This is a genomic window from Variovorax sp. J31P179, assembly GCF_030316985.1.
In the GTDB taxonomy this organism is placed as follows: Bacteria; Pseudomonadota; Gammaproteobacteria; order Burkholderiales; family Burkholderiaceae_C; genus Variovorax; species Variovorax ginsengisoli_B.
In genome coordinates, this window is sequence record NZ_JASZYL010000007.1 from 388,727 (window position 1) to 411,973 (window position 23,247).

At 69.0% G+C, this 23,247-nt stretch carries 20 protein-coding genes and 1 pseudogene; 16 read left to right on the forward strand and 5 right to left on the reverse strand.

Annotated elements, in window-relative coordinates:
• The first annotated feature begins 29 nt into the window (after positions 1-29).
• From QTI17_RS20715 to QTI17_RS20745, 7 genes are all read left to right on the forward strand, one after another.
• On the forward strand, positions 30-1,583 hold the full coding sequence (locus tag QTI17_RS20715) for a benzoate-CoA ligase family protein (RefSeq protein WP_286535282.1): 1,554 nt from the start codon (positions 30-32) through the stop codon (positions 1,581-1,583).
• A gap of 79 nt (positions 1,584-1,662) precedes the next feature.
• The gene (locus QTI17_RS20720) at positions 1,663-2,463 is read left to right on the forward strand and encodes an alpha/beta fold hydrolase (protein ID WP_286535283.1); all 801 of its coding nucleotides are present in this window, start codon (positions 1,663-1,665) and stop codon (positions 2,461-2,463) included.
• Positions 2,464-2,573: 110 nt separating this feature from the next.
• Positions 2,574-3,740 carry an ABC transporter substrate-binding protein gene (locus QTI17_RS20725; RefSeq protein ID WP_286521616.1) on the forward strand — a complete coding sequence of 389 codons (1,167 nt, stop codon included), beginning with the start codon at positions 2,574-2,576 and terminating at the stop codon, positions 3,738-3,740.
• 19 nt (positions 3,741-3,759) lie between these two features.
• Positions 3,760-4,632, forward strand: a complete 873-nt coding sequence (locus QTI17_RS20730) for a branched-chain amino acid ABC transporter permease (RefSeq protein ID WP_286535284.1) — start codon at positions 3,760-3,762, stop codon at positions 4,630-4,632.
• A gap of 89 nt (positions 4,633-4,721) precedes the next feature.
• The gene (locus tag QTI17_RS20735; RefSeq protein WP_286535285.1) at positions 4,722-5,693 is read left to right on the forward strand and encodes a branched-chain amino acid ABC transporter permease; all 972 of its coding nucleotides are present in this window, start codon (positions 4,722-4,724) and stop codon (positions 5,691-5,693) included.
• Positions 5,690-6,436 (forward strand): ABC transporter ATP-binding protein, encoded by a 747-nt coding sequence (locus QTI17_RS20740; protein ID WP_286535286.1) that lies wholly within the window; start codon positions 5,690-5,692, stop codon positions 6,434-6,436. The genes QTI17_RS20735 and QTI17_RS20740 overlap by 4 nt, the downstream gene beginning before the upstream one ends.
• A gap of 18 nt (positions 6,437-6,454) precedes the next feature.
• A complete protein-coding gene (locus QTI17_RS20745) occupies positions 6,455-7,156 on the forward strand; it encodes an ABC transporter ATP-binding protein (RefSeq protein WP_286521613.1) in 702 nt (233 codons plus the stop codon).
• Between the two features lie 11 nt (positions 7,157-7,167).
• On the opposite strand, the gene QTI17_RS20750 is transcribed toward QTI17_RS20745, so the two are convergent.
• Positions 7,168-8,466 (reverse strand): aminotransferase class V-fold PLP-dependent enzyme, encoded by a 1,299-nt coding sequence (locus QTI17_RS20750; protein ID WP_286535287.1) that lies wholly within the window; start codon positions 8,464-8,466, stop codon positions 7,168-7,170.
• Positions 8,467-8,560: 94 nt separating this feature from the next.
• Here QTI17_RS20750 and QTI17_RS20755 point away from each other — a divergent pair, with 94 nt between their 5' ends.
• A complete protein-coding gene (locus tag QTI17_RS20755) occupies positions 8,561-9,460 on the forward strand; it encodes a LysR family transcriptional regulator (RefSeq protein ID WP_286535364.1) in 900 nt (299 codons plus the stop codon).
• A 20-nt stretch (positions 9,461-9,480) separates the two neighbouring features.
• Here the strand turns inward: QTI17_RS20755 and QTI17_RS20760 are convergent, their stop codons facing one another.
• Positions 9,481-10,380: an amino acid ABC transporter substrate-binding protein gene (locus QTI17_RS20760; protein ID WP_286535288.1), complete on the reverse strand. Its 900-nt coding sequence runs from the start codon at positions 10,378-10,380 to the stop codon at positions 9,481-9,483.
• A gap of 157 nt (positions 10,381-10,537) precedes the next feature.
• Positions 10,538-11,308 (reverse strand): class II aldolase/adducin family protein, encoded by a 771-nt coding sequence (locus QTI17_RS20765; protein WP_286535289.1) that lies wholly within the window; start codon positions 11,306-11,308, stop codon positions 10,538-10,540.
• Between the two features lie 63 nt (positions 11,309-11,371).
• Between QTI17_RS20765 and QTI17_RS20770 the strand changes: the two are divergent.
• The 6 genes and pseudogenes from QTI17_RS20770 to QTI17_RS20795 all read left to right on the forward strand — a co-directional run bounded on the left by QTI17_RS20770 (position 11,372) and on the right by QTI17_RS20795 (position 18,350).
• Positions 11,372-12,112, forward strand: a pseudogene (locus QTI17_RS20770) (DUF899 family protein).
• A gap of 64 nt (positions 12,113-12,176) precedes the next feature.
• Positions 12,177-13,148 (forward strand): LysR family transcriptional regulator, encoded by a 972-nt coding sequence (locus QTI17_RS20775; protein ID WP_286535290.1) that lies wholly within the window; start codon positions 12,177-12,179, stop codon positions 13,146-13,148.
• Between the two features lie 131 nt (positions 13,149-13,279).
• A complete protein-coding gene (locus tag QTI17_RS20780) occupies positions 13,280-14,860 on the forward strand; it encodes an AMP-binding protein (RefSeq protein ID WP_286535291.1) in 1,581 nt (526 codons plus the stop codon).
• A gap of 16 nt (positions 14,861-14,876) precedes the next feature.
• Entirely contained in the window at positions 14,877-16,097 is a 1,221-nt protein-coding gene (locus tag QTI17_RS20785) for an acyl-CoA dehydrogenase family protein (protein WP_286535292.1), read from the forward strand.
• Positions 16,098-16,129: 32 nt separating this feature from the next.
• The gene (locus QTI17_RS20790; protein WP_286535293.1) at positions 16,130-17,113 is read left to right on the forward strand and encodes a Bug family tripartite tricarboxylate transporter substrate binding protein; all 984 of its coding nucleotides are present in this window, start codon (positions 16,130-16,132) and stop codon (positions 17,111-17,113) included.
• Positions 17,114-17,171: 58 nt separating this feature from the next.
• Positions 17,172-18,350 (forward strand): DUF3095 family protein, encoded by a 1,179-nt coding sequence (locus tag QTI17_RS20795; RefSeq protein ID WP_286535294.1) that lies wholly within the window; start codon positions 17,172-17,174, stop codon positions 18,348-18,350.
• On the opposite strand, the gene QTI17_RS20800 is transcribed toward QTI17_RS20795, so the two are convergent.
• Both QTI17_RS20800 and QTI17_RS20805 read right to left on the reverse strand, forming a co-directional pair.
• Positions 18,347-18,931, reverse strand: a complete 585-nt coding sequence (locus tag QTI17_RS20800) for a hypothetical protein (protein ID WP_286535295.1) — start codon at positions 18,929-18,931, stop codon at positions 18,347-18,349. The genes QTI17_RS20795 and QTI17_RS20800 overlap by 4 nt on opposite strands.
• 69 nt (positions 18,932-19,000) lie before the next feature.
• Complete coding sequence (locus tag QTI17_RS20805) at positions 19,001-21,283, reverse strand: toll/interleukin-1 receptor domain-containing protein (RefSeq protein ID WP_286535296.1); 2,283 nt, start codon at positions 21,281-21,283, stop codon at positions 19,001-19,003.
• 221 nt (positions 21,284-21,504) lie between these two features.
• Here QTI17_RS20805 and QTI17_RS20810 point away from each other — a divergent pair, with 221 nt between their 5' ends.
• On the forward strand, positions 21,505-22,869 hold the full coding sequence (locus QTI17_RS20810; protein ID WP_286535297.1) for an esterase/lipase family protein: 1,365 nt from the start codon (positions 21,505-21,507) through the stop codon (positions 22,867-22,869).
• Between the two features lie 10 nt (positions 22,870-22,879).
• Positions 22,880-23,164 carry a hypothetical protein gene (locus QTI17_RS20815; RefSeq protein ID WP_286535298.1) on the forward strand — a complete coding sequence of 95 codons (285 nt, stop codon included), beginning with the start codon at positions 22,880-22,882 and terminating at the stop codon, positions 23,162-23,164.
• Positions 23,165-23,247: the final 83 nt, after the last annotated feature.

Genomic DNA, 23,247 nt, shown 5'->3' on the forward strand with positions numbered 1-23,247 from the left:
GTAGCCAGTAGCCAGTGAGGAGACCCACGATGACCCTGCCCGACACCTTCAACTTCGCCGAGCACTTGTTCGCGCTGAACCGCGGCCGCGCCACCAAGGCGGCCTATGTCGACGACCGCGGCGCGCTCGGCTACGGCCAGCTCGAGGACCGCGCGCGCCGGCTGGCCGCCGCCCTGCTCGCCAGCGGCGTGCGGCGCGAGGACCGCGTGCTGCTGCTGATGCTCGACGGCAGCGACTGGCCGGTCAGCTTCCTGGGCAGCCTCTATGCCGGCGTGGTGCCGGTGGCGGTCAACACGCTGCTCACGGCCGACGACTACGCCTACATGCTGGCCCACAGCGGCGCCACCGCGGCGCTGGTGTCGGGCGCGCTGCTGCCGGTGCTGCAGGAGGCGATGGCGAAGGCGCCGAACGCCGTGCGGGCGCTGTTCGTGTCGCAGCCCACGGGCGCCTTGCCCGACGGCGCGCAGAATTTCGACTCGGCCATCGCGCGCAACGAAGCGCTGGCGGCGCCGGCCGCCACCACGCCGCAGGACCATGCCTTCTGGCTCTACTCCTCGGGCTCGACCGGAAAGCCCAAGGGCACGGTCCACACCCACGGCAACCCCTGGTGGACCGCGGAGCTCTATGGCAAGCCGGTGCTGGGCCTGACCGAAGACGACGTCTGCTTCTCGGCCGCGAAGATGTACTTTGCCTACGGCCTTGGCAATGCGCTGACCTTCCCGCTGTCGGTCGGCGCCACGGTGCTGCTGATGGGCGAGCGGCCGACGCCCGACGCCACCTTCAAGCGCTGGACCGGCCAGGGCGGCGTCAAGCCGACGGTCTTCTTCGGCGCCCCGACCGGCTTCGCCGGCATGCTGGCCTCGCCCCGGCTGCCGGCGCGCGAGGCAGTCGCGCTGCGGATGTGCTCGTCGGCCGGCGAAGCCCTGCCGGGCGAGATCGCCCAGCGCTTCAAGGCCCATTTCGGCTGCGAGATCGTCGACGGCATCGGCTCCACCGAGATGCTGCACATCTTTTTGTCGAACCGGCCCGGCGACATCCGCTACGGCACCACGGGCAAGCCGGTCGAGGGCTACGAGATCGAGCTGCGCGGCGAAGACGGCCAGCCGGTCGCGGACGGCGAAGTCGGCGATCTCTACATCAAGGGCCCGAGCACGGCGGTGATGTACTGGGGCAACCCCGAAAAAAGCGCCGAGACCTTCCGCGACGGCTGGACCAAGAGCGGCGACAAGTACTCGCGCGACGCCGACGGCTACTACACCTACGCCGGGCGCAGCGACGACATGCTCAAGGTCAGCGGCATCTATGTCTCGCCCTTCGAGGTCGAGGCCACGCTGATGCAGCACCCGGCGGTGCTCGAGGCTGCGGTGATCGGCAAGGAAGACGCCGACGGCCTGACCAAGACCAAGGCCTACGTGGTGCGCAAGGACGGCCAGCCGGTCGGCGAGGACGAGCTCAAGGCCTTCGTCAAGGAGCGCCTGGCGCCCTACAAGTACCCGCGCTTCATCGAGTTCGTGGACGAGCTGCCCAAGACCGCGACCGGCAAGATCCAGCGCTTCCGCCTGCGCGAACGGGAAAAAAAATGACCCCCACGTTCGGCACTTCGTGTCCTCTCTGCCCCCCGAGGGGGCCCGTTTCGCCTTGGGGCGGCCCGGCGGCGAAACAATGCTGACCGACTCCGAATTCGCCGCCATCCACTGGCGGGGCAAGGACGTGCGCGTCGAATACCAGCGAATCGCACCCGAGCGCAGCGACGCGCCGCTGCTGGTCTTCCTGCACGAAGGCCTGGGCTCGATCTCGATGTGGAAGGATTTCCCCGAACGCCTGTGCACGGCCGGCGGCTTCCGCGGCCTGGTGTTCTCGCGCCCCGGCTACGGCCGCTCGACGCCGCGCGACGCCGACGAGACCTGGGACGTGGACTTCATGCACCGCCAGGCGCACGAGGTGCTGCCGGCCTTCTTCGAGGCGATCGGCCTGCAGGAAAAACCCTGGCTGTTCGGCCACAGCGACGGCGGCTCGATCGCGCTGCTGTACGCGGCGGAATTCCCCGACCGCGTGGCCGGGCTGGTGGTCATGGCGCCGCACATCCTGGTCGAGGACGTGACCGTTGCCAACATCGAGCTGGCGCGCCAGGCCTACCTGGACACCGACCTGCGGCAGAAACTCGGGCGCTACCACGACGACGTCGATTCGGCCTTCTGGGGCTGGAACCGGATCTGGCTGCACCCGCCCTTCAGGCAATGGAACATCGAAGGCGAGCTGGCCACCATCCGTTGCCCGATTCTTGCTATCCAGGGAATCGATGACGAGTACGGCACACTGCGCCAGATCCGCGGCATCGCCGAGCGCGTGCCCCAGACCCGGCTGCTGGAGATTCCCGACTGCGGGCATTCCCCGCATCGCGATCAGCCCGAAACGGCGATAGTGGCGACCGTTTCATTTGTCAAGTCGGAAAGCTCTCCCTGATCACCCGCCTCGTCCGCGCGAGCGGAACGGTGGTCCTTGGGGGAAACTCTTACTTGAGTCATGAATAGTTTAGCAGTAAAGTAATTTCATCAACCGAAGGAGTCAGTTCAATGAGCCACCGCATCGCTCGCACCACCCTCACCGCCCTGGCGCTCGCTTGTGTCGCCACGCTCGGGCACGCCCAGCAGGGCAAGCTGAAGGTGGGCTTGATGCTGCCGTTCAGCGGCACCTACGCCGCGCTGGGCGTCGCCATCGAGAACGGCTTCCGGTTGCGCCTCGAGGAGCAGGGCGGCAAGTTCGCCGGCCGCGAGATCGAATTCGTCAAGGTCGACGACGAATCGGACCCGGCCAAGGCCACCGACAACGTCAACAAGCTGATCAAGCGCGACAACGTCGACGTCATCATCGGCACGGTGCATTCGGGCGTGGCCATGGCGATGGCCAAGGCAGCCAAGGAAAGCGGCACCGTGCTGATCGTGCCGAACGCCGGCGCCGATGCGGTCACCGGCCCGATGTGCGCCCAGAACATCTTCCGCAGCTCGTTCTCGAACTGGCAGCCGGCCTACGCGATGGGCGAGGTCTCCGGCAAGCAGGGCAAGAAGAAGGCGATGACCATCACCTGGAAGTACGCGGCCGGCGACGAGTCGGTGGCCGGCTTCAAGGAAGGCTTCGAGAAGGCCGGCGGCAAGGTCGACAAGCAGCTCACGGTGCCGTTCCCGAACGTCGAGTTCCAGGCCCTGCTGACCGAGATCGCGGCGGCCAAGCCCGACGTGGTGTATGCCTTCTTCGCCGGCGGCGGCGCGGTCAAATTCGTCAAGGACTATGCGGCGGCCGGCCTCAACAAGACCATCCCGCTGGTCGGCCCCGGCTTCCTGACCGACGGCACGCTCGAGGCGCAGGGAGAATCCGCCCAGGGCATGCAGACCACGCTGCACTATGCCGACGGCCTGAACACGCCGCGCGACACGGCCTTCCGCACCGCCTATGCCAAGAGCTTCAAGCTGCAGCCTGATGTGTACGCGGTGCAGGGCTATGACGCGGCGCAGATCCTCGGCATCGGCCTCGCGGCCGTGAAGGGCGACATCTCGAAGAAGGCCGAGTTCGCGGCCGCGGTCGAGAAGGCCAAGATCGACAGCCCGCGCGGCACGTTCACGATGAACAAGGCGCACAACCCGGTGCAGGACGTCTACCTGCGCAAGGTCGAGGGCAACGAGAACAAGCTGGTGAACATCGCCGTGAAGAATCTCGCCGACCCCGCGCGCGGCTGCAAGCTGTAATCGAGAGCGAAGACGCTGCATGGACTTCGGTACCTTTCTCGTTCAGTGCCTGAACTCCGTGCAGTACGGGCTGCTGCTGTTCCTGGTCGCTTCCGGCCTGACGCTGATCTTCGGCATCATGGGCGTGATCAACCTGGCGCACGGCAGCTTCTACATGCTCGGGGCCTACATGGCCTTCGCGCTGTCGCCGCTGTTCGGCGACCAGTTCATCGTGATGCTGGCGGTCGGCGTGGTGCTGGCCGCGGTGTTCGGCTACTTGCTCGAGTGGGCCTTCTTCAGCTATCTCTACCAGCGCGACCACCTGCAGCAGGTGCTCATGACCTACGGGCTGATCCTGGTGTTCGAGGAGCTGCGCTCGATCCTGGTGGGCAACGACGTCCACGGCGTCAAGGCGCCGCCCTGGCTCGAGGGCAGCTTCGCGCTCGGCGACCTCATGAGCTACCCCTGGTACCGGCTGTTCGCCTCGGCGGCCTGCGTGGTGCTGGCGATCGGGCTCTATTACGTGGTCAACCGCACGCGCCTGGGCATGATGATCCGTGCCGGCGCCAGCAACCGCGACATGGTGCGCGGGCTGGGCATCGACATCCGGCGGCTCTACCGCATCGTGTTCGCGGCCGGCGTCGCGCTCGCCGCGCTGGCCGGCATGATCGCGGCGCCGATGTCCTCGGTCTACCCGGGCATGGGCGCCAGCGTGCTGATCATCTGTTTCGTGGTGGTGGTGATCGGGGGCATCGGCTCGATCACCGGCGCACTCGTGGCCTCCCTGCTGGTCGGCTTCGTCGACACCTTCGGCAAGGTCTTCTTCGCCGAGCTGAGCGGCATGGGCGTGTACGTGCTGATGGCGATCGTCCTGATATGGCGCCCCGAAGGCCTGATGGGGCGCAAGGTCTGACATGCATTGCCCCCACGCTCATCACTTCGTGTATCGCTGCCCCCCGAGGGGGCGCTCAATGCCCTTCGGGCGGCCGGGCGGACATTGACATGCAACGCCTATCCCATTCCATCCCCCTGCTTTGCGCCATCGTCCTGGCCGTGTTCGGCCCGATGCTGAGCCCCTACCTGTCCGACCTGGTGGTCAAGGTGATGATCCTGTCGATCTTCGCGCTGAGCCTCGAGCTGCTGGTCGGCATGACCGGCCTGGTGAGCCTGGGCCACGCGGCCTTCTACGGCATCGGCGCCTACGCGACCGTGCTCGGCTCTGGCAAGGACGGCGGCTCGATCGCACTGCTGCTGCCGCTGGCCATGGGCTCGGCCGCGGCCTATGCGCTGGCGGTCGGGGCGCTGAGCCTGCGCACCCGCGGCGTCTACTTCATCATGGTCACGCTGGCGTTCGCGCAGATGGCCTTCTTCGTCTTCCACGACACCGCGCTCGGCGGCGGCAGCGACGGCATCTACATGTACATCCGCCCGACCCTCGGCGCGCTCGACATGGAAAACCGCTACACGCAGTTCTATGTGGTGCTGGCGGCGCTGGTGCTGACCTATGGCCTGCTGGCGCTGATCCGGCGCTCGCGCTTCGGCGCCGCGCTGGCCGGCATCCGGGTCAACGAGCAGCGCATGCGCGCGGCCGGCTTCGCGGTCTACGGCTACAAGCTCGCCGCCTTCGTGATCGCCGGCGCGCTGGCCGGGCTCGCGGGCTTCCTGCTGGCTTCGCGCGACGGCGTCGTCAACCCCGAGCTGCTGGCCTGGCACAACTCGGGCGAGGTGCTGCTGATGATCATCCTGGGCGGCCTCGGCCACCTGCGCGGCGCGGTGATCGGCGCGGTCGCCTTCACCCTGCTGAAGGAGCTGCTCTCCACCCACGCGCTGGTCGGGCCGCTGGCCGACCACTGGCAGCTCACGCTGGGGCTGGCGATCATCGCCTTCGTGGCGCTGCTGCCCAAGGGGATCATCGGCATCGCGGCCCGCATGTCGCCCGCTGCGGCCAAACCGGCCAAGGGAGCTGCCGCATGACCACCCTGCTTGCGGTCGAATCGCTCACCCGCCGTTTCGGCGGACTGGTCGCGGTCAATGCGGTGAACCTGGACCTGCGGCGCGGCGAGGTGCATGCGGTGATCGGCACCAACGGCGCCGGCAAGTCGACCTTGATCAACATGCTGTCGGGCGAGATCGACGCGTCGGACGGCCGCATCTCGCTCGACGGCGAGGACATCACGACCCGGGCGCAGTTCCGCCGCGCGCTGGCCGGCGTCGGCCGCAGCTACCAGCGGACCACGATCTTTCCCGAGTTCACGGTGCTGGAGAACTGCCGCCTCGCGGCGCAGGCCGCGAACCCGCGGCCGTGGGCCATCTGGCAATCGTCCAGCCATTGCGCCGAGAGCAATGCGTCGGCCCGCGAGGCGCTGGCCGCGGCCGGCCTCGACGGCGTGGCCGAGCGCATCGCCGGCACGCTGAGCCATGGCGCCAAGCGCCAGCTCGAGGTCGCGATGTGCCTGGCGACCCGGCCGCGCGTGCTGCTGCTCGACGAGCCTCTGGCCGGCATGGGCGCCGAGGAAACCGAGCGCATGCTGGCGCTGCTCACGCGCCTCAAGGACTCGCACGCGATCCTGCTGGTGGAGCACGACATGGACGCGGTGTTCCGCATCGCCGACCGCATCACGGTGATGGTCAACGGCACGGTGATCGCGACCGGCGACCCGGATTCGATCCGGACCAATCCCGAAGTGCGGACAGCCTACCTCGGCGAGGACCATTGAATGAACCGCCCCGCTGACATGCTCCAGATCGAAGCACTCAACACCTACTACGGCGACAGCCACATCCTGCGCGGCGTCGACGTCGCGATGCCGGCCGCCACCTCGGTCGGCTTGCTCGGGCGCAACGGCATGGGCAAGACCACGCTGATCCGCTCGCTGATGGGCTACGTGCGGCCGGCCTCGGGGCGCGTGCGGCTCGACGACCAGGACGTGACCGGCTGGACGCCCGAGAAGATGGCGCGGCGCGGCATTGGCTACGTGCCCGAAGGGCGCGGCATCTTCCCCAACCTGTCGGTGCGCGAGAACCTCGTCATGAGCGCGCGCCCCGGCATCGATGGCAAGCGCGAGTGGACCTTCGAGCGCGTGATGGCGACCTTTCCGCGGCTCACCGAACGGCTCTCGCACGGCGGCCAGCAGCTGTCGGGCGGCGAGCAGCAGATGCTGTCGATCGGCCGCGCGCTGATGACCAACCCGCGGCTGATGATCCTCGACGAGGCCACCGAAGGCCTGGCGCCGCTGATCGTGGCCGAGATCTGGCGCGTGATCGCCGGCATCCGCTCGACCGGCATCGCGACTTTGATCGTCGACCGCGACTGGCGCCGCGTGCTCGGCCACACCGACCTCGCGGTGGTGATGGAAAAAGGCCGCATCGTGCGGCATGGCGCCTCGGCCGAGCTGCTGGCCGAGCCGGCCGTGCTGGAAGAGCTGCTGGGGGTCTGAGCGGTCCGCCGCTAGCGGGCCGGCGCAACCGCGAAGGCCTCGCCGATCTCGCGCGTGACCCGCAGGAAGCGGTCGATGTCGGCCGCCGAATTGCAATGCAGCGGCGACACCCGCACCGCACCTTCGAGGCCGAACGAATCCAGCATGCGCTTCGAGTACAGGCTCGACGCCACCCGCTCGTAGACGATGACGCCGCGCTTCTCGTACTCGCGCACCGCCTGGGCGTGCTCGAGATTGTCAATGCCGATCGCGAGGATCAAGTCGCGTTTCGTCAGGTCTTCGAAGTCGAGGAAGACCTGGACGCCGTCCATCGCGCGCAGGCCCGGCATCTGCGCCGTGCCGTCGAGCAGGCGCGCCAGCAAGGCGCGTTCGTGCAGCTCGATCTTCTCGATGCCGGAGGCAAACCGGGCTCGCCGGTCGTCGCTGTCGACGAACTGGCCGCCCAGCCAGCACACGTAGTCGACGATCGCGGTCACGACCGCGAACTGCCACGGCGCGGCGCTGCCCAGGTCCCAGAAATCTTTCTTCTTGCCCGCGAGCTTGTGGTGCGGCAGCACGGCGGCGCGCTCCGACACCCACGACATGCCGGAGCCCCGGCAGCCGAAGAACTTGTAGGGCGCGATGTTGATGCCGTCCACCGGCGTCTGCTGCAGGTCGATCAGCCCATGCGGCGCGTGCTGCACGGCGTCCACGACGATGTAGAGGTCGGGCTTGATCGCCCGCGCGCGCTTGACGATCTCGCCCACATCGAGCTTGGCGCCGGAGATGTTGGAGGCGTAGATCACGCTCAGCAAGCACGTGTCCTGGTCGACCAGTCGGACGATGGCGTCGACGTCGACGCCGCCCGTCACGGGGTTCGAGGGCGCGACGCGCAGTTGCTTGCCGGTGCGCCCGGCATAGAGCGACATGGCGTCGAAGGAGGACGGATGCTCGAGCACCGTGGTCACCATGTTCTTGCCGGGCACGTTCTCGGCGATGGCGCGAACCATGTCGAACATCGCGCCCGACGCGGTCAGCGACGCGTACACGCTGCCGCCCCTAGCGTTGAGGATCGTGCGGAGGTCGTCGCTGCCCCTGGCCTGGACCTGCTGCAAGAAGATCGCAAGCTCGTGGATGCGCTCGGGGCAGTCGGGCAGCGCGTCGATCAGGGCGAACTGTTCGACCGCCGCCTTGAGGCGGAAGGAGCCGCCAGCGTTGTCGAAGAACAGGCGCTCGCGGCCCGACATGTCGTGGTCGACGTAGTAGAACCGGCTCTTGATCTGCGCGATCAATGCGTCGGAGAAGAGCTCGCCTTGCGAGTGAGCGGTCATGGCTGGTTTTCCTTCATTTCTGGAAGCGATGTGATTCGCTACGATTCGGCGAGTAAAAGCGATCGATCACCACGCCAGGAGCCAGCCTTTCATGATGACCTTCAAGCAGCTCGAGGCGCTCTACTGGATCGGCGAACTCGGCAGCTTCGCGCTCGCGGCCAACAAGCTGCATACCTCGCAGTCGGCCATCTCCAAGCGCGTGCACGAACTCGAGACGGCCTTCGACACCGCGCTCTTCGACCGCAGCCAGCGCTCGGCGCGACTGACGGACAAGGGCGAGGAGATGTTCGTGCTGGCCAGGCAGCTGCTCGCGCAGCGCGATGCCGCGGTCGAGCAGTTCGGCCGCATCGACGTGATCGAGCGGCGCGTGCGCATCGGCGTCACCGAGCTCACCGCCATGACCTGGCTGCCGCGCTGGGTCGAGCTGATCCAGGTGCACTATCCGAAGGTCACGCTCGAGCCCGACGTCGACAGCAGCGTCAACCTGCGCGAGAAGGTGCTGGCCGACGAGCTTGACCTGATCATCGTGCCCGACGCCTTTTCCGACACCCGCATCCCGGCCAAGGCAGTGGGCAGCGTCGAGAGCGCCTGGATGTGCAAGCCGGGCGTCGTGCCGGCCGGCAAGCCGATCCGGCTGCACGAACTCGCGGGCCACCAGATGCTGCTGCAGGGCTCGCGGTCGGGCACCGGGCTGCTCTACGACAGCTGGATGAAGGACCTCGGCGTGCAGCCGGCCAGGCCGATCGTGATCCACAACCTGGTCGCGCTGATCGGCCTGACCATCTCGGGCCTGGGCGTGAGCTACCTGCCGAAGGACGCGGTCGCGCAAATGCTCGACGACGGCCTGCTGGTGCAGCTCGACGTGCTGCCCGCCCTGCCCCCGGTGGCCTACGTCGCGATGTGCAAGGGCGAGCATCGGAGTTCGCTCCTGGCCTCCATCATCATGCTGGCGCAGGAGTGCTGCGACTTCACGCGGATGTTCCAGGCGAGCTAGGGTGAACATGCCCTGGCAGCTCAGACACCCTTGTTGTTCGGATGCCGGTAGGCGTCCTTGACGGCATCCGTCATCGGGAAGTTGAGGTTTGCATTGGCCGGCGGGATCGGCTTCATGAACCACTTCGTGTAGATCTCGTCGATGGCGCCCGACTTCATCAGCTCGGTCACGGTGCGGTCGACGATCTCCTTGAATTGCGGGTCGTCCTTGCGGTACATGATCCCGTAGGGTTCCTGGCGCAGCGACTCCTGCGTCAGGATCCTGAAGTCGCCGGGGTTGGGGGACGTGGCGATCAGGCCCGCCAGCTGCACGTCGTCCAGGATGTAGGCCGCGGTGCGGTCGGAAGCCAGCAGCAGGAAGCCGTCCGCCGTGTCCTTGGCCGCCAGTTCCTCGACCTCGATGTTTCCGCTCTTGCGGTAGCCGCGCAGCAATTGAACGCCGGTGCTGCCGGCGACGGTCGAGATCTTCTTGCCGTTGAGGTCGGCGAACGAGTGGATCGCCGAGTTCTTCTTAACTGCAGCGGTGATGCTGGTGACGAAATGGCTCGGCGCGAAGTCCACCTGCTGCTGTCGCTGGACCGTGTTGGTCGTGGTCGCGCAGTCGAGGTCGACGGTGCCGTTGGTCAGCAGCGGGATCCGGTTGGTCGAGGTCAGCGTCGTGTAGCGCACCTCGAGTTTCGGCATGCCGAGCCTGGCCTTGACCGCATCGACGATCTTCAGGCAGACGTCGTTGGTGAAGCCGACCGGATCGGCACTGCCGCCCGGCTTGTACGAAAAGGGGATCTGGCTGTCGCGGCTGCCGATGGTGATGGCACCACTGGCCTTGATCTTGGCCAGCGTGTCGGACTGGGCGAAGGCAGTGCCGCCGGCGCACAGGAGCAGGGCGGCAAGGCCGAGCGACGAAGAACGGAGGAATCTCATTTCAAGGCCTTTCAGAGGTGGGCTCGCGGCGGGGGGCCGCCGAGGCGACGGCGAAGCCCGCATCACGCTTCGAAGGCCGATTCTGAAAGGAAGTCAGTGCGTCAAAAAGCGATTTAATTTCACGACGATGCAGTCGAAAAAGTGATTGCCCCGGCCGTCAATCCACGAGGTCGGGGTCGCTGCGGATGATCTCGTCCCAGAGCGTCTGGAACGACAGCCAGCCGAAGGTCGGCGACCCGAGCACCGACGCCAGCCAGCGGGCGTCCTCGGGCGGCCACTGCGTCGGCGTGCCCGCGGCCTCGGCCAGCAGCTGCGCTTCGCAGCATCGGTTCATGAGCACGAACCACCAGGCGGCTTCGTCGATGGTCTGGCCGGTCGTGAAGATGCCGTGGCCGCCATGGATGGCCATGCGGTGCTGGCCGAATCCCTCGGCGAAGCGGCGCGCCGTCTCGGCGTCCCGCACCACGCGCGGCGCCAGGATGAGCGCCTGGTTCTCGAAGAAGATGCAGGCGTCCTGGGTGATGGGGTCCAGCCGGCGCTCGAAGGACGACCAGGTCGACGCATGCAGCGCATGGGCGTGGCAGACCGCGTTGACCTCGGGGCGCGCCCGGTGCACCGCGGTGTGGAGCAGCAGGCCGACCGGGTTGACCATGCCGCTGCCGCGCACCACCTGGCCTTGCGGATCGACCTGGACCAGGTGCGAGACCTTGACCTGGTGCATGGCGATCCCCACCGGGTTGACCCAGAAATGGTCGGGGAGCTCGGGGTCTCGCAGGGTAACGTGGCCCAGCAGCCCGTCGGAGAAGCCGCGCCGGCCGAAGATGCGGCAGGCGGCCGCGAGGCGCTGCAGCGAATGCGCGCGCTCGGCCTCCCTGGATTCGAAAAGCGGCGGGGCACGGGTCGCGAAGTTCTGTACGCCGATCTGCACGGTGGCGCTCCTTGGGATGGCCGAGGCGAGGACCATACTCCGAAGGCGGCGCCGGGCCAAGCGATGCACAATCCGCTGCGCGCACCACCGAGGAGCCCTGCCATGACAGTCCCACTGACCCCGGCCGCAGAACTCGCAAAGCTGGCGAAGACGCCGTTCCCCGGCGCATCGGCCGACTACGAGACGGCCCGCCAGGCGCTGCTGGCGCAAGAGATCGAGTTCCGCCGCCACATGACGCGACTGACCGTGCAGCGCCGCGCGCTGCCGCCCGGGCCGGTGATCGAGAAGGACTAACGCTTCAAGGACGAGCAGGCCTTCGAGGTCGGCCTGATCGACCTCTTCGGCGACAAGGACACGCTGGTCACCTATTTCTGGATGTACGGGTCGCAGCGCGAACGGCCGTGTCCGATGTGCACCAACTGGCTCGGCGCGGTGAACGGCAATGCGGCCGACATCAAGCAGCGGGTGGCGCTCAAGATCCTGGGGCGCTCCTCGGTCGAGCGGCAGTTCGCCTTCGCGCAGGAGCGCGGCTGGCGCGACCTGAACTTCGTCCAGACCGTCGGCGACGACTACGCCAGGGACCTCGGAGTGCTGTTGCCGGACGGCAGCGAATATCCGGCGTTGATCGTGTTCCGGCGCGATGGCGACCGGGTGCGGCTGTTCTGGGCCAGCGAGATGACGCGCGAGATGGCCGACCCCGGCCAGGATCCGCGCGACGCGCCCGACATCGCCTCGCTCTGGTCGGTGCTGGACCTGACCCCGGGCGGCCGCGGCACCGACTGGTATCCGAAGCTCAACTACTGACTCGGTTCAACGCTCGCTCGCAGCACGAAGGGTCGCGGGTGAATGCCGCCGCAAAATGGCGCCCATGGACCTCCGCACGCTGCGCTACTTCATCGCCGTCCTCGAAGCCGGCAGCCTCTCGCGCGCGGCCGGTTCGCTCTACATCGCCCAGCCTGCGCTCACGGCGCAGATCAAGAAGCTCGAAGGCGAACTCGGCGCCCAGCTGTTCGAGCGTTCGCACGTCGGCGTGACACCGACGCCGGCCGGCCTCCAGCTCTACCAGGATGCGCGCCGGCTGCTCTCCGATGCCGACGCGATGCGCGACCGCATCCAGCGCGTGCCCGAGGGCCCCGAAGGCTCGGTCACGGTGGCCGCGCCCTTCCTGCTGGCGGCGCTGCTGCTCGGCCCGGTGCTCGCCGCGCTGAAGCTGTCGCATCCGCGGATCCGCGTCTTCGTGCTCGACGACCTCAGCCTCATGGTGAAGAAGGCCATGGTCGAGCGGCGGGCCGACGTCGGCATCCTGGTCGACGCACCGCTGGTCGACGGGCTGCGCTGCGAGCCGCTGGCCTGCGAGTCGATCTTCCTGTGCGGGCGCGATGCCGACGGCACGCTGGCGCCTCGGTTGCGGTCGCCGCGCGGACGCAAGGCCGCAAGGCCCGAGATCGACTTCGAGCTGGCGGCCCGGCTGCCGCTGGTGCTGCAGTCCAGGCGCTTCTCGATCCGCCAGCGCGTCGAGGATGCCGCCGCGACGCTCGGCGTCACCCTGAACGTGGTGCACGAGCAGGACTCGGCTCGCGTGATCCGCTCGCTCTATGTCTGCGGCGCCGGCTTCACGTTCACGCCTGCCTGCACCCTGGGCGACACGGCGCCCGGATCGCGGGACTGGATCGTCGCCCGGGTGGTGCGCCCGGAGCTGCAGCGCAGCTACTTCCTGGCCACGCCATCGGACCGCACGATCGAGCCGGCGACGAGCGTCGTCATGGATGCGCTGGCCGAGCAGACCGCCCGGCTGATACGCGACAAGGTCTGGGACGCCCGGCTGCTGTCCCCTTCCTGAGCCCTGCGCGGCCCGGCCATCACTTCGATTGATGGCCCGGCATCAGCAAACGGTATTTCCTTGCGCGGCACCGATTCTGGAACAGTCGGGTCCCGTGCCATGCAGCACATGGCGAAGACAAGGAGACACCGTTGAACACCAGCCAGAACCCACCCCGCGCCGTCGCCAATGTCGGTGAACTCGTCGCGCGCTGTGCGCGCGCCTACGGCCGGCAGACCGCCGTCAGGAGCCCGGCACGCAGCCTGACCTACGCTGAACTGGAGCAGCGCTCCAACCGCCTCGCGAACGCGCTGCTCGGCGCCGGGCTGAAGCGCGGCGACCGCGTCGGCATCTACCTGCCGAACTGCGTCGAGATCGTCGAGATCGAGCTGGCCTGCTACAAGGCGGCGCTGGTCAAGGCACCCTTCAATGCCCGGCTGTCGCCGAAGGAGGTCGGCGACATCGTCGCCAACAGCGAGGCGGCACTGGTCGTGACCACCGCCGAACGCGCCGAGTCGTTCCGGCCGCACCTTGGCGCCAGCGCTCCGCGCCTGCTGCTCGTCGACGGCCCGGCGGACGGGCCGGATGCCTACGAACGGCTGCTGGGCCGCGCCAGCGACAGCTTCACGCCGGCCGTCGTCGATGCCGACGAGGTGGCGGTGCTGCACTACACCTCGGGCTCCTCGGGCGTGCTCAAGGCCGCGATGCAGACCTTCGGCAACCGGCTGGCGCAGCTGCGCAAGTTCCTCACGCGTTCAGAAGGCATGCATGCCGGCCACCTGCTCGGCCTGGTCGGGCCGATCACGCATGCCTCGGGCATGCAGATCGTGCCGGCGCTGTGCAGCGGCGCCACCATCCGGCTGTTCTCGAACTTCGAGCCCGGCCGCTTCCTGGCCGACATGAAGGCCGACCGCGTGACCCACACCTTCATGGTGCCGACCATGATCAACATGCTGCTGGCCGAGCTCGGCGGACGCTACCGTCCGCTGCCCGACCTGCTGCGCCTGGGCTATGGCGCAGCGCCGATGGCGCCGGCGCGGATCCTGCGCGCCATGGACGTCTTCGGCCCGGTCCTGTCGCAAGGCTACGGCGCCGGCGAGACCACCTCCGGTGTCTGCGGCCTCAGCGTCGAAGACCACCTGTTCGCCCGGGCCGCCATGCCCGAACGGCTGGCGTCCTGCGGCCGCCCCTTCCTGGAATCCAAGGTCGAGATCGTCGACGACGCGGGCCGGCCGGTCGGCAGCGGCGAGATCGGCGAGATCGTGGTCAGCGGCGCCGACGTCTTCGCCGGCTACTGGCGTGCGCCCGCGCTGACGGCCGAGGTGCTGAAGGACGGCCGCTATCACACCGGCGACCTGGCGCGCATGGACGCCGACGGCTACGTCTACATCGTCGACCGCAAGAAGGACATGGTGATCAGCGGCGGCTTCAACGTCTATCCGTCGGAGGTCGAGGCGGTGCTCTACCAGCACGAGGCGGTGGAGGACGCCTGCGTCTTCGCGATCCCCGACGACAAATGGGGCGAGGCGGTGGCGGCGCAGGTCGTGCTCAAGCCCGACTGCGCAGCCGACGCGCAGGCGCTCGAGAGCTTCTGCGCCCAGCGCCTGGGCGGTTTCAAGCGGCCGCGCCATATCGAGTTCGTGCGCGCCCTGCCGAAGAACCCGAACGGCAAGGTGGCGCGCAAGCAGATCCAGGCCCCCTACTGGGCCGGCCACAGCCGCATGGTCAACTGACAGGAGCACCCGAACCATGACCACCTCTCCCCCCGCCGTGCCGCTGCGTCCGGCGCCGCTCTTCGCCACCGCCTTCGAGGGCTCGGCGCGCGCCGCCGAATTGATCGGGCGCATCGGCGACTTCCTGCACGGCGAGCTCGATGCGCTGGCGCGCACGCAGGGTATCGACCACGAGCACGGCGCCGACCGCCAGACGCTGCAGCGCATCTGGCGCCGCTCGCACGAACTGGGCTTCTACGGCATGACGCTGCCGGTGTCGATGGGCGGCCTCGGCCTCTCGGTGCTCGACCACGTGCTGATCAAGGAAGCGATCTACGCCAGCGGCTCGCCGCTGGCGCCCCATGTCTTCGGCGAGCTCAGCGGCCCGCCGCGGGTCGGTGCCCTGGCCCGCAAGGCCACGCCCTACCAGCTGGAGCGCTTCATCGTGCCGGTGGCGCAGGCCGAGAAGGCGATCTGCTTCGCGCTCACCGAAGCCGAGGCCGGCTCCGACGCCGGCGCCGTGCAGACCCGCGCGGTGCGCGACGGCGACGACTACGTGATCGACGGCCGCAAGCGCTTCATCTCGGGCTCGCCCTTCGCCGACTTCGCGGTGCTGATGGCCTCGACCTCGGACGATCCGCAGCGGCGCGAGGTATCGGCTTTCTTCGTCGACCTGGCGCAGCCCGGCGTGCGCGTGGAGTCCGGCTACAAGACGATGGCCGGCCAGTCGCACACCGGCGACATCGTGCTCGCGCACTGCCGCGTGCCGGCCGCCAACATGATCGGCGAGCCGGGCCGCGGCCTGGCGCTGGCGCTGGGCCGGATCACGGTCAACCGGCTGCTGCACTGTCCGGCCATGGTCGGGCTGGCCACGGTCGCCCTGCGCGACGCCCGCGACTATGCCTGCCGGCGGCGCCAGTTCGGCCGTGCGATCGGCGAGTTCCAGGCCATCCAGCACATGCTGGCCGACATGGCGACCGACCTGGTCGCGGCGCGCTCGCTGATGATCGCCACCGCGCGCCAGATCGATGCCGGCGGCGAGGCGCGCGCCGAGGCCTCGATGGCCAAGCTGTTCTGTTCCGAGGCCGCCTTCCGCATCGCCGACAGGGCGGTCCAGATCCATGGCGGCGAAGGCATCGTGCAGGGGCGGCGGGTCGAGTTCCTGTTCCGCATGCTGCGCATGTACCGGGTGCTCACCGGCACCAGCGAGATCCAGCGCAACACGATCGCGCGCGAGCTGATCGGCGAGCCGGGCTGAACGCCTTCCCACCCACAAAAAAGGAGACTGAGATGAACCCCCTGCAACGACGCAGGCTGCTTGGCTGCGCGGCGGCCGCGGCCCTGCTGCCCGCCGCCTGGCCCGCCTTCGCGGCCGATCCCTGGCCCTCGCGACCGATCAAGTGGGTGCTTCCCTACCTGGCCGGCACCGGCCCCGACATCACGGCACGGATCCTGGCCGAAGCCGTGTCGCCGCTGCTCGGACAGCCGGTGGTGATCGAGAACCGGGCCGGCGCCGGCGGCAACATCGGCGCCCGGCTGGTGGCCAAGTCGCCGCCCGACGGCTACACCTGGATCTATTCGGCCGCCCCGATGGCCGCCAACATGCGCATGTACAAGGTGCCCGGCTACGACGCGCTGAAGGACTTCCGGCACGTGATGCGGCTGACCACGTCCGACATCGTGCTGATCGTGAACCCGGACTCGGGCATCCGGACGCTGGACGATCTGGTGGCGCGGGCCCGGGCCAACCCCGGCAAGCTGAACTATGCGTCGGGGGGCGTCGGCACGCCCTCGCACCTCGGCGTCGAACTGCTGCTGAACGCGGTCGACGCCCAGGCCACGCACGTGCCGTACAAGGGTGCGTCGGAGCTGGTCAACGCCGTGCTCGGCAACCAGGTGAGCTTCGGCACGCCGATCTTCTCGGTCGCCTTCACGCAGATCCAGGCCGGCAAGCTGAAGGCGCTGGCGGTGGCGGGCAGCGCGCGCAATCCGCTGCTGCCGGAGGTGCCCACGCTCGCGGAGTTGGGCGTGCGCGGCGTCGACCTGACCTCCTGGGGCGGCGTCTCGGTGCCGGCCGGCACGCCGGACGCCATCGTCGCGCGGATCCGTTCGGCCTTCGAGAGCGCGCTGAAGCAACCGGCCGTGGCGCTCGCGCTGGTCGAACGCGGCGGCCAGGTCAGCCCCCAGGGCCCGGAGGCCTATGCGCGCGGCTTCACGCAGGAGATCGCCCTGACCGAGGCGATGATGAAGCGCGCAGGGCTCGAGCCGCAGTGAGCGCGATGGCGCCGGTTGCGATGGCTACACTGGGCAGCCCGACTCCGACCCGGTTCCCATGCCCCCCGACGCAGCCGAACCATCGCCCCCTGCAGCCGGCTTCTTCGCGGAGCTGCCGCTGCTCGCCAACGAACGCGACACCTTCGAGCCGGACGGCTGGCGGCCGGCACCGGGCGACTGGGCGCTCGCGGTGACCGACATCGTCGACTCGACGGGTGCGATCGCCAGAGGGCTCCACAAGACGGTCAATTTCGTGGCGGCCATGGGCATCGCGGGCCTGCGCAATCTTTGCGCACCCGTCCGCATCCCTTTCCTGTTCGGCGGCGACGGGGCGGTCGTGCTGGTGCCGCCGGCATGCATCGAGCGGGCCCGCGTCGAGCTCGCGCGGGCCCGCGGGCAGGCGGCGCGCGATTTCGGCCTCACGCTGCGCGCGGGCCTGGTCCCGGTCGACACCCTGCGCCGCTTCGGCTGCGACGTGCTGGTGGGCCGGTTCGAGCCGACGCCGGGCAACAGTTTCGGTGTTTTCCTCGGCGGCGGTGTCGGCGTTCTCGAAGCCGCGGTCAGGGGGCACGGAGATGCCGAGCTGGGCCGCCTCGCCGCCATCCCCGAATCGCTGGACGACGGCGAGCCGGTCGACCTGGAGGGCCTGTCGTGCCGGTGGGACACCCTGCATTCGACCCGCGGCACGATGCTGACCATGATCGTGCGCGGCCGGGCCGGGCTGCGCGAGGTCTATGCCGACATCCTCCGACTCGCCGGCCCGGACGACCAGTCGCGCCCGGTCAGCCTGAACACCCTGCGGGCGCGCTGGCCGCCGAAGGGCTTCATGCTCGAGGCGCGCGCGCGGCGACGCAAAGGGTCGCTGCTGGCCTGGACCGCGCGGGTGCTGGCAGAGACCTTGCTGGCGCGGATCGTCCTGGCGCGCGGCAAGCCCATCGGCGGCTTCGATCCCGAGCGCTATCGGCGCGAGATCGTCACCAATACCGACTTCTGCAGGCACGACGAAACGCTGTGCTTCGTCATCGACTGTCCGCTGGCGGCGGTCGAGCCGATCAGGAAGTACATGGCCGAGAAAGCACTGTCGGGCGGCATCCGCTACGGCATCCATCTGTCGGACACCGCGCTCATGACCTGCCTGGTGACCTCGCCGGCCGACAGCCTTCACGTGCACTTCGTCGACGGCGGCGGCGGCGGCTATACGAGCGCGTCCAGGAGCCTCAAGGGCGTGCAGCCCTAGCGCGCCGCGCCCAGCGCCAGCGGGATCTCGGTGCGGTCGTCGCCATAGCTGATCTCGAGCTTGCCGTCGGCGCTCCCACGCGGAATCACGAATTTCACGCGGCCCTCCTTGGCCGACCGCGCGGGCACCAGTTCGTTCAGGCCGCCATCGGGCGCCATGGGCACGCCGCCGACGATCCATCGGAACGAGCGGTCCCAGAAGTTCGTGTCGTAGTTGCCGTGGTTCGTGAGGCGCAGCCGGATGGTCAGCGCCTCCTGCTCGGCGGTCTGGGGCGACAGCTCGGCCTGCAGCAGCGTGAAGGTCACGTTGCCCGAGCCCGGGCCGAGCGTGTAGTCGCGCAGGGCGGGGAGCTCGACGGCGCGGGCGGCCGCGCCGGAGGTCGGCGGCGCGCTGGGCACAGGCGGGGCTGCTGGCACCTGCGCCGACGACTGCGTGGCGGCTGGCGGGCTCGGGGGCCCGATCCAGCCCGCCTGCCTGACCGCGACGATCAGCCCGGCCACTGCGGTCACGGCCGCGGTCAGGCTCGTGATGACACCGGGCAGGGTCAGCCACCAGCGCCTGGGCTTCTCTTCGTCGCTCATGGATCCTCCTGAAAGGCCGACAGGCATCGAATTCTGAGACGCGAAGGGGCGGCTGTCACTCGCCGAGGTCTAGCCGCACGGGGGCGCGTACGGCCGCTCGGCGCCGACGTAGCGTCGCCACTCCTCGACCGTCAACGCGCGTCCGGCGAGTCGGCAAGCCACTTGCGCCCATCGGCCGACGTCGGCCTCGAACACGTAGCGTTGCTCCGCCTGCGAACCGGTGCCGGCGATCCAGCCCGCGCCATCCGGTGCCGCGCCGAGCAGCCGGGCGCCCGGCGGCAGCGCGACCGCGGTATCCAGCGGCGCGGCGGCGGGCAGGTCCCAGAACAGCAGCCGGCCGCCGACCTGCACCGCGACCCGCGTGCTGTCGGTCGCGAACACGGGGTTTCCGGCGATCGATTCGCCCATCTCGCCCGGCAGCTCCGCGCCGTCCAGGACCGGCTGGCGATCGCTGGCGCGGACCACGGTCAATCGCGGCACTTCCACGCTGGCAAGACCGCTGGTGTCGACGTTGAAGGGCGACGGCGCCGGTGCCGTGGTGCCTGGCCAGACGATCCAGCGTCCGTCCGGGCTGCGCACGCCGCGCGCCTCGGACCGCGGAGGCGCAGGCGCCGGCCCGGTCCATGGCTGCCAGCGGCCGCGGTCGACCGGCAGCGTCACGAACAGCCTGCCGTCCTGGCCGGCCGAGACCAGCGTGCGTCCGTCGGCCGCGAACGCCAGGCCGCGCACGGCGCCCGCATGGCGCAGCAGCACCTGCCCCGGCCATGGCTGCGCATCGGCCGCCCATGACCAGCGCATCACCGCGCCGTTGCCGTGGCCGGTCGCGATGAAGCGGCCGTCCGGGGACACCGCCATCCGCTCGAGCGCGCCTTGCCCGGGCACGTCCTGCGTCGCGACCCGCTCGCCGCTCCGGGCATCGAAGACCTCGATGCGTCCGCCGCGCGAGGCGGCGAACAACCAGCGGCCGGAGGCGTCGAACGCCAGCGCCGCCACCGTGCCGATGGCCGTAGTCGCGAACCTGGGAGCGGCGGCGCCGGGCGCGACGGCGACGGCCTGCATGTAGCCCTGGTCGCCGCCTGCGACGACCCAGCGGCCGTCAGGGCTGAAAGCCACGGCCGCGAGGTCGACCGTCGAGCTCAGCAGCAGCCGGGCGCTGCGGCTGGCGAGGTCGTGCAGCCGCAGCGACCTGCTGCTGGACACGGCGGCCAGCGTCGTGCCGTCCGGGCTGAATGCCAGGCCGAAAACGAAGCTCGGTGTAGCCTCGCCGATCTTGTCGCCATCCGGCAGGGTGCTGCTGCCCGTGCCCGTGTGCACGCTGATCTCGCGGCTGGACCCGGCATGCGCCCAGGCCTGGCCATCGGGCGCGAAGGCGATGGCCGTGACGGCACCGTAGAGGTTGATGCCGACCTTTGGCGCCACGACAGTCTCGACCGCATGCTGGTCCAGCGCGCCCCGCAGCACCGCGCCATGCGCGTCGGCGAGCGCCAGCGCATCGCCCTGGGGGCTCACCGCCAGGGCGGCGAAGGCCGCCTGGTGCTGCTGCAGGCGCGTGACGGGCAACGACGACATGGCGCCCAGCAGGGCGGCGTCCGATGCGGGCGTGCGCGTGATCGCCTGCGACTGCACCGCCAGCAGCAGCGCGCGCACCGGATCGCGCACCAGCGACGCCGTCGACTGCGCCGCGAGTTGACGCGAGAGCGCCTGGTCGCGCAGCGCGTTGGCCCGGTCGCGCTCACGCACGGCGACCAAGGCCTGCCAGGCCGCGAGGGCCGCCAGCACGGCCAGGCCCAGCCCCACCCCGGCGACCAATGCACGCCACAGCCGGTTCGCCGTCAGCCTGCGCGGCGCCGTGAGCAGCCGCGCCACGAGCGGGTCGGTCGCCAAGCCTCGGGCCGCTGGATCGGACTGTTCATCGAGCCAGATGCTGCCGGCGTGCTGCAGCCACGGCTGCACGGCATCGGACAGCGCGGGGTCGCGGAAGCTGCCGTCGAGGCAGACCGGGATCACCGGCCGGCCCGGCCGCTGCGCCCTGAAGGTCTCGACCTCGGTGCGCACCCAGTTCGGCTGCTCCAGCGTGCCGCGGTTGACGACGACCACCAGCAGCTTCGAGCGCAGCAGCGCCCGCCTCAAGGTGTCGGACAGCGGTTCGCCGGGCGGCGCCTCGTCTTCGCTGAAGAACACGCTCAGGTCCCGCTCGCGCAGCCTCCTGGCGAGGTCCGATGCGTAGCTCTGCGTGCCGCGCGGCGGCCCGCCGAGCGCGAAGGAGACGAACACGTCGTAGCCGAAAAGTCGCGAGGCGAACGAGGCCTTCGGGGCTTGCGGGGAAGGCGATGGGGCCGGCGTGTCCTTCACGGGGGCATTCTGGCGGAAGGCGCCGGGTGGCGCACGCGTCGCTCGGCCTCGGCTCCCGCTTCACTGGCAATCAAAGGTCGCGATCGGCCACGGTCGCCCCTGCATCGACATCACCCTTCCTGGGGACGACACCCGGCCCGCGCGCGCCCACGATGCCCGAGCCGCCCCGAGCGCAACGCGATCGCTCGAGAGGATGCACGGACCACGAGAAGGGATTCGCCATGAGCTACGCAACAGCCCGCGACGACGAACAGATGAAGGTGCTGGGGCCTGCGATCGACAAATTCATCGAGCGGTACAACAACAACCCGGGGCTGGCAAATGGCAGACGGCGCACGGTCTTCCTGTTCCCTGGCGGCATGGCCAGCCGGTTGATCCGTGCGACGACGCCTTACGACCCTGCTGCTGCGGACCAGGACCTCAAGTACGAAACGATATTTCCCACACTCGAATGCTTCCTGGACGGCACCGCATGCGACATGGCGCTGACGCGAAAACCTGAGAACGGCATCGACTACTACGAGGACACCGAACAGCGCTTGGTCCTCGCCTGCGACGCCATCGACCTCGAAGGCGCCCTGATTCCGTTCGATCCGGTCCCCTTTCCTCCCGCCGAGGCGATCGAGCACTTCCTGAAGAGCATCTCGCCGTACGCCGACTTCCTGCAATGGTGCGAGGACAACCATCTCGACTACTTCGTGTTCGGCTGGGACTGGCGCCGGAGGATGCAGGAGACCGGCGTGTTCTTCAGGGACACGTTCCTGCCGGAGTTCCAGGCTCGAGTGAAGGCCGAGTGCGGCGCCGATCCGCTCGACGACTATTCGCTGGTCGGCCACAGCGCCGGCGGCATGGTGGTCAACTGGCTCCTGCGCAACATCGTCGACAGCAGTCACATCAGCCACGTCATCACGGTGGGCACACCGTTCTACGGCTATGTCAGCCAGGTCCACCGCTGGTTCGAAGGGGATTCGTACTTCAACGGTCCCGGCAACATCTACCGGGACGCCATCATCCGGACGGTCTGTGCGCTGCCTGCCTGCTACGCCTGGCAGTTCCTGAACGAGCAGACCTTTGTCGACCACAAATATGACTTCCTGGCCGACACTGAATTCCCGCTCCTGAGCTATCCCAGCCTGGACAAGGCCACGGGGAACATGGCCGACCCCTACAACCCGCAACCGGGGCCGAATGGCGAGGACCGCTACCCGGGCAGCACGGGCTTCGACCCTGTGGAGCTCGACGCCGCGGAAGCGCTGGTGGTGGAGTTGGCGCAGCCACTCGATTCATACGACAAGTTCTTTAACGTCCGGGGTGTCCAGCTGAAAGTGCACTTCCCCAAGCCGAGGCCCGCGGACCGGACGAGGGGCGCCGTCTGGTGGGGGTGGGCTGACGAGGCGCAACCGATTGTCGATGCCGTCAGCGTGCCTGGAGACGGCACCCAGCCGGCGTACTCGGCGCGCCTTCTGGAACTCTTTCTGCAGCAGGGCGACCACGTCTTCACCCTCGAGGACTACAAGATCCAACACATGCTCATGATGAACCAGAAGCCCACGCGCGACGCACTGGCCGGACTGCTGCTGAATTGAGGAGATCGCCATGAAAAGGAAGCCCATCGCCCCCCGGACGGATCCCTACACGACGTGGGTGAGGCCGGCCGCGACGTCGGCGGACGCGCTCAGGTTCATCCGGAATGCGCAATCCATGTTCAGACACTACGAGCCCACTCCGGAGAACAGGGAGCGCCTGCTGAAGTACGTGTCTCAGGCGAAGCCCGCCTGGCTGCGCATGCTGTCGCGACGCATCATGATCGACATTGGAGAGGGGCGGCAGCCGGAGGCCGCGGCCTTCGAGCACCGCGCTCCCGGAAAAAAGGGACGGTGAAACGTCGCCGCGCCGCCCCGCTGGCACGGCGTGAGCGATCCCGACCCTGCGCCAGGTCCTCGAAGGTCAGCTTGCGCAGTTCC

Bases quoted from the DNA above. Each gene is read 5' to 3' on its own strand.
- QTI17_RS20720 (WP_286535283.1), top strand. From the start codon at position 1,663: ATGCTGACCGACTCCGAATTCGCCGCCATCCACTGGCGGGGCAAGGAC.
- QTI17_RS20775 (WP_286535290.1), top strand. From the start codon at position 12,177: ATGGACCTCCGCACGCTGCGCTACTTCATCGCCGTCCTCGAAGCCGGC.
- QTI17_RS20735 (WP_286535285.1), top strand. From the start codon at position 4,722: ATGCAACGCCTATCCCATTCCATCCCCCTGCTTTGCGCCATCGTCCTG.
- QTI17_RS20815 (WP_286535298.1), top strand. From the start codon at position 22,880: ATGAAAAGGAAGCCCATCGCCCCCCGGACGGATCCCTACACGACGTGG.
- QTI17_RS20795 (WP_286535294.1), top strand. From the start codon at position 17,172: ATGCCCCCCGACGCAGCCGAACCATCGCCCCCTGCAGCCGGCTTCTTC.
- QTI17_RS20740 (WP_286535286.1), top strand. From the start codon at position 5,690: ATGACCACCCTGCTTGCGGTCGAATCGCTCACCCGCCGTTTCGGCGGA.
- QTI17_RS20725 (WP_286521616.1), top strand. From the start codon at position 2,574: ATGAGCCACCGCATCGCTCGCACCACCCTCACCGCCCTGGCGCTCGCT.
- QTI17_RS20790 (WP_286535293.1), top strand. From the start codon at position 16,130: ATGAACCCCCTGCAACGACGCAGGCTGCTTGGCTGCGCGGCGGCCGCG.
- QTI17_RS20730 (WP_286535284.1), top strand. From the start codon at position 3,760: ATGGACTTCGGTACCTTTCTCGTTCAGTGCCTGAACTCCGTGCAGTAC.
- QTI17_RS20760 (WP_286535288.1), bottom strand. From the start codon at position 10,380: ATGAGATTCCTCCGTTCTTCGTCGCTCGGCCTTGCCGCCCTGCTCCTG.
- QTI17_RS20750 (WP_286535287.1), bottom strand. From the start codon at position 8,466: ATGACCGCTCACTCGCAAGGCGAGCTCTTCTCCGACGCATTGATCGCG.
- QTI17_RS20715 (WP_286535282.1), top strand. From the start codon at position 30: ATGACCCTGCCCGACACCTTCAACTTCGCCGAGCACTTGTTCGCGCTG.
- QTI17_RS20785 (WP_286535292.1), top strand. From the start codon at position 14,877: ATGACCACCTCTCCCCCCGCCGTGCCGCTGCGTCCGGCGCCGCTCTTC.
- QTI17_RS20745 (WP_286521613.1), top strand. From the start codon at position 6,455: ATGCTCCAGATCGAAGCACTCAACACCTACTACGGCGACAGCCACATC.
- QTI17_RS20755 (WP_286535364.1), top strand. From the start codon at position 8,561: ATGACCTTCAAGCAGCTCGAGGCGCTCTACTGGATCGGCGAACTCGGC.
- QTI17_RS20800 (WP_286535295.1), bottom strand. From the start codon at position 18,931: ATGAGCGACGAAGAGAAGCCCAGGCGCTGGTGGCTGACCCTGCCCGGT.
- QTI17_RS20810 (WP_286535297.1), top strand. From the start codon at position 21,505: ATGAGCTACGCAACAGCCCGCGACGACGAACAGATGAAGGTGCTGGGG.